This is a genomic window from Acetomicrobium mobile, assembly GCF_937920065.1.
This window is the reverse complement of the sequence record NZ_CALETC010000329.1, coordinates 1-4,029: the sequence shown is the minus strand read 5'-3', so window position 1 is coordinate 4,029 and position 4,029 is coordinate 1. Positions and strand designations below refer to the sequence as shown.

General features: G+C 48.9%; 4 protein-coding genes and 1 tRNA gene. 2 read left to right on the top strand and 3 right to left on the bottom strand.

Going from position 1 to position 4,029, the window contains the following annotated elements:
• Positions 1–19 precede the first annotated feature (19 nt).
• The 3 genes from rpmI to thrS form a co-directional block, all read right to left on the bottom strand.
• Positions 20–220, bottom strand: a complete 201-nt coding sequence (rpmI, locus tag Q7P41_RS12280; RefSeq protein ID WP_303884634.1) for a 50S ribosomal protein L35 — start codon at positions 218–220, stop codon at positions 20–22.
• 19 nt (positions 221–239) lie between these two features.
• The gene (gene infC, locus Q7P41_RS12275; protein ID WP_303884636.1) at positions 240–797 is read right to left on the bottom strand and encodes a translation initiation factor IF-3; all 558 of its coding nucleotides are present in this window, start codon (positions 795–797) and stop codon (positions 240–242) included.
• A 208-nt stretch (positions 798–1,005) separates the two neighbouring features.
• A complete protein-coding gene (thrS, locus tag Q7P41_RS12270; protein ID WP_303884633.1) occupies positions 1,006–2,880 on the bottom strand; it encodes a threonine--tRNA ligase in 1,875 nt (624 codons plus the stop codon).
• A 164-nt stretch (positions 2,881–3,044) separates the two neighbouring features.
• Here thrS and Q7P41_RS12265 point away from each other — a divergent pair.
• Positions 3,045–3,122, top strand: a tRNA-Pro gene (locus Q7P41_RS12265).
• 82 nt (positions 3,123–3,204) lie between these two features.
• Positions 3,205–4,029, top strand: an 825-nt coding sequence (gene rsmA, locus Q7P41_RS12260; protein ID WP_303884632.1) for a 16S rRNA (adenine(1518)-N(6)/adenine(1519)-N(6))-dimethyltransferase RsmA, incomplete at its 3' end; no start/stop codon positions are given.

The following is a 4,029-nucleotide window of genomic DNA, read 5'->3' as shown; positions in this document are numbered from 1 at the left end:
CTCCTTTTGCGTCTTGCAATTAATCGGAATAGGGCATCAGTTGTTTTATCTTTTTCGCGAAGACGTCATCGAGATACCCCTTTTGCTTCAATGAACGAATGCGCTTTTGGTTTTTCTTGCGCAGCAAATGGCCGCGGCCCATCTTCTTATAGGCAACCTTTCCCGTTGCCGTTATTTTGAACCTTTTTTTGGCGCCGCTGTGAGTTTTGAGCTTTGGCATGACAATTCCTCCCTTTAGCTTAATCTTCGTCCGAGATCTTGGATGACTTGGCCTCCGCTTTTTGCTGAACCGGCACGAGCATTATTCGCATGTATCGACCTTCCATTTTAGGCTCGGTTTCAGGTTTTCCCAGGCCGTCGCAGTCTTTCGCTACCCTTTCGAGTACCTCTCTGCCCTTATCCAGGAAAGACATCTCCCTGCCGCGGAAGAATACGGAGACCTTGACCCTGTGTCCTTCGCGCAAGAACTCCTTGATCGCCTTGACCTTGAAGTTGTAGTCATGTTCGTCGATCTTCGGGCGCATTTTTATTTCCTTAATCGTCTGGGTCTTCTGTTTCTTTCTGGCCTCTTTGTCCCGTTTTTGCTGTTGATATCTGTATTTGCCGTAATCCATGATACGACATACCGGAGGATTGGCCTGAGGCGCAACTTCTACCAAGTCCAACCCTCTGTTTTCGGCCAACTGCAACGCCTGTTGAACTGGCACGATTCCTACCTTAGACCCATCGGCGTCGATCAACAGGACTTCGGAGACCTTAATTTCCTCGTTTACCCGCGGTTCATTAACTTTCGCTATAACCGGTCACCTCCACAATAAAATATAGGGACTGGCAAAAGACACACCCAGTCCCTCATAGTCTGTACGCTATCGACCCTTTGACCCGGAAAGCTGCCCCTGCGCCGCCGGGTGAGAGGGATGGGCCCTCTGCTTATCGCCATAAGCAATGATTACGCAATATAGCATGAAATCTATCCAAAAGCAAGCAGTTTGCGAAAATCCAAAACTAAAAATCGTCTTTCAAGGGGTGATACTCGTTGCCCAAAAGCTCAATTAGAGCCTCCAGACTCATGCTTCCAAGATCCCCCTTGCTGCGATCGCGCACGGATACGACGCCTTTTTCAACCTCTCTATTGCCTATTACGAGCATGTAAGGTATCTTTTGCATCTGGGCATCGCGGATCTTTTTACCAAGAGTTCCTTCCTTTAGGTCTACCTCTATTCTGACGTCCTTTTTCTGCAGGGCGGATGCCACCTTTTTGGCATAAGGCAGATGCTCGTCCGATACCGGCAATATCTTGACCTGGACAGGAGCTAGCCAGTAAGGGAACGCTCCAGCGTACTGCTCAATAAGGATGCCTAAAAACCTTTCTAAGCTTCCAAGTATTGTCCTGTGTATCATGACTGGCCTATGGGGCTCCCCATCTGGTCCAATGTATGTTATGTCGAATTTTTCCGGCATCTGAAAGTCGAGCTGTATAGTACCGCACTGCCAGGTTCGGCCGATGCAATCCTCCAGATGGAAGTCGATCTTGGGGCCATAAAAGGCACCGTCGCCAGGGTTTAGCTTGTACTCCACGCCACGGTCCTCTAAAGCTTCCTGCAATGCCTGTTCGGCCTTATCCCAAAGCACCTTGTCGCCCATTGCGTTCTCCGGCCTGGTGGAAAGCTCTATGTGATAGGGAAATCCAAAGACTCCGTAAATGTACTGCACCATCTCCATTATGTCCGTTATCTCTTCCTTTATGTGTTCCTCCGAGGTGAATATATGGGCGTCGTCTTGGGTGAAACACCTCACGCGCATAAGTCCGTGAAGGACGCCGGACCTTTCATGCCTATGCACTACCCCAAGCTCTGCTAGCTTCAACGGCAGGTCGCGGTAGCTCCTAAGCTGAGTTTTGTAAACTAAAATTCCTCCAGGGCAATTCATGGGCTTTATGGCAAAGGGTTTCCCGTCTATCTCGGTGAAATACATGTTTTCCCTGTAATGGTCCCAGTGGCCTGAGCGAATCCACAGATCCTGGTCCAATATCAGGGGTGTCTTTATCTCCTGATATCCTCTTTGGATGTGTACCTTTCTCCAGAAGTCAACTAAGGTATTTAAGATCACTACTCCCTTAGGATGAAAGAACGGAAATCCGGGTGCCTCGTTTTGGAGGCTGAATAGATCCAGCTCCTTGCCGATACGCCGATGATCCCTGCGTTTGGCTTCCTCTATCTTGGTCAAATAAGCTAAGAGATCCTCCTCGGAGGGGAAAGCCGTCCCGTAAATGCGGGTAAGCATAGGGTTTCTTTCGTCTCCGCGCCAGTAAGCCCCGGCCAATGAAAGAAGCTTAAAGTGTTTGACGTAAGAAGTGTTTGGTACATGAGGCCCTCTGCAGAGGTCGATAAATTCTCCCACCCTGTAGAGCGAAACGGTGTCGTCCTCGATGTCCTTCAATATCTCGAGCTTATAGACGTCGCCGCGTTCTTGGAAGAGGCGCGTGGCTTCCTCTTTGCTCATCACTAGCCTCTCAAAGGGAATGGCTTCAGAGGCGATCCTTTTCATCTCGTCTTCTATCTTCGGAAGGTCTTCCTCGGTGATGGCGACCGGGACATCCATGTCGTAGTAAAAGCCGTTCTCTATGGCCGGGCCGACGCCGTATTTTGTGCCGGGGTAAAGCCTGTAAACGGCCTGAGCCATTATGTGTGAGGCGGAATGTCTCAGCATCTCTATGCCCTCGGGGCTATCCACTCTCACCGGCTCAATCTTTGCATCCTCCTCCACTAAAGCATCGAGGTCGCACATCTTTCCGTCTATCTTTACGGCAATTACATCGCCATCTATACCGCGTTCCTTGAGCACCTCAGAAGCCTTTTTACGGTGTTCGCTGTCTGGCAATTATATCCCCTCCCATGCCTAATTTAATAGGTTTTTAAATTATACCACAACCGTCTACAGGAAAGTCTCCAGGCATACGCCTATTTCTGACGGGCTTATCATAAAGATATTATCACTAATTTGCTTGACCCAGTCCATATTGCAGGTTAAAATATATCTTGTACCGGGACGTAGCGCAGCATGGCTAGCGCACCTGCATGGGGTGCAGGGGGTCGGAGGTTCAAGTCCTCTCGTCCCGACCATAGCAAGAAAAGGCGGGGTATTGCCCCGCCTTTTTTCGTAGTGAGCTCTATCTTGGGATAGGAAGGTGAAGTATAACACGGCATGAGGGACAGATCATTTAGACAAACAGAAAAAGGAAAAGGTCACGGTCCAAAGAAATCTCTTGGACAGAATTTTTTGATAGATCCCAATATTACTCGCTGTATGGTGGATTATGCTCAAGTCGGCGAACGAGATGTTGTCCTGGAAATAGGTCCCGGTCGGGGCATGTTGACCAGGGAGATACTAAATAGCCCGTGCAGCTTTTTGCATATCATAGAAATTGATAAAACTTTGGTGCCTTTCCTAGAACCACTGTTAAAAAGGCATGAAACCAGGACGTCTTTGATATGGGGCGACGTTTTAACCGTAAACCTAAAGGAGCTTTCGCCCTCTCCAACTAAGGTGCTGGCCAACATACCTTACAATATAACAACCCCTTTAATATGGCAGATCCTGGAGCATCTGGCGCCCATGGGTACCAAGGAACTGGTCTTGATGCTTCAGCTGGATTTGGCTGAAAGGTTATGTGCTAGACCTGGCACAAAGGATCGTTCTCCACTTGGGATAACCATTGAAAGAATGGGACAAGTCCAAATCGTCAAAAAAGTACCTCCCTCAGTATTTTGGCCCGCTCCGAAGGTCGAGTCGGCCATCGTCCAGATACTGCTCGACAAAAATTACGACCTGGCGTCGAAGCGACCTTGGAGGAGGCTGCTGAAAGTTGCCTTTGCAAGAAGGCGCAAGACGCTAATGAATAACCTGGCCTGCGTTTATGATTTTTTTAAGGATAGGGAGCAGGCATATGGGCTTTTGAAAGAGTTGGGCCTATCTCCTACCGTTCGCGCAGAAGAGCTCAATGCGGACGATTGGCAGCGATTGTACGAA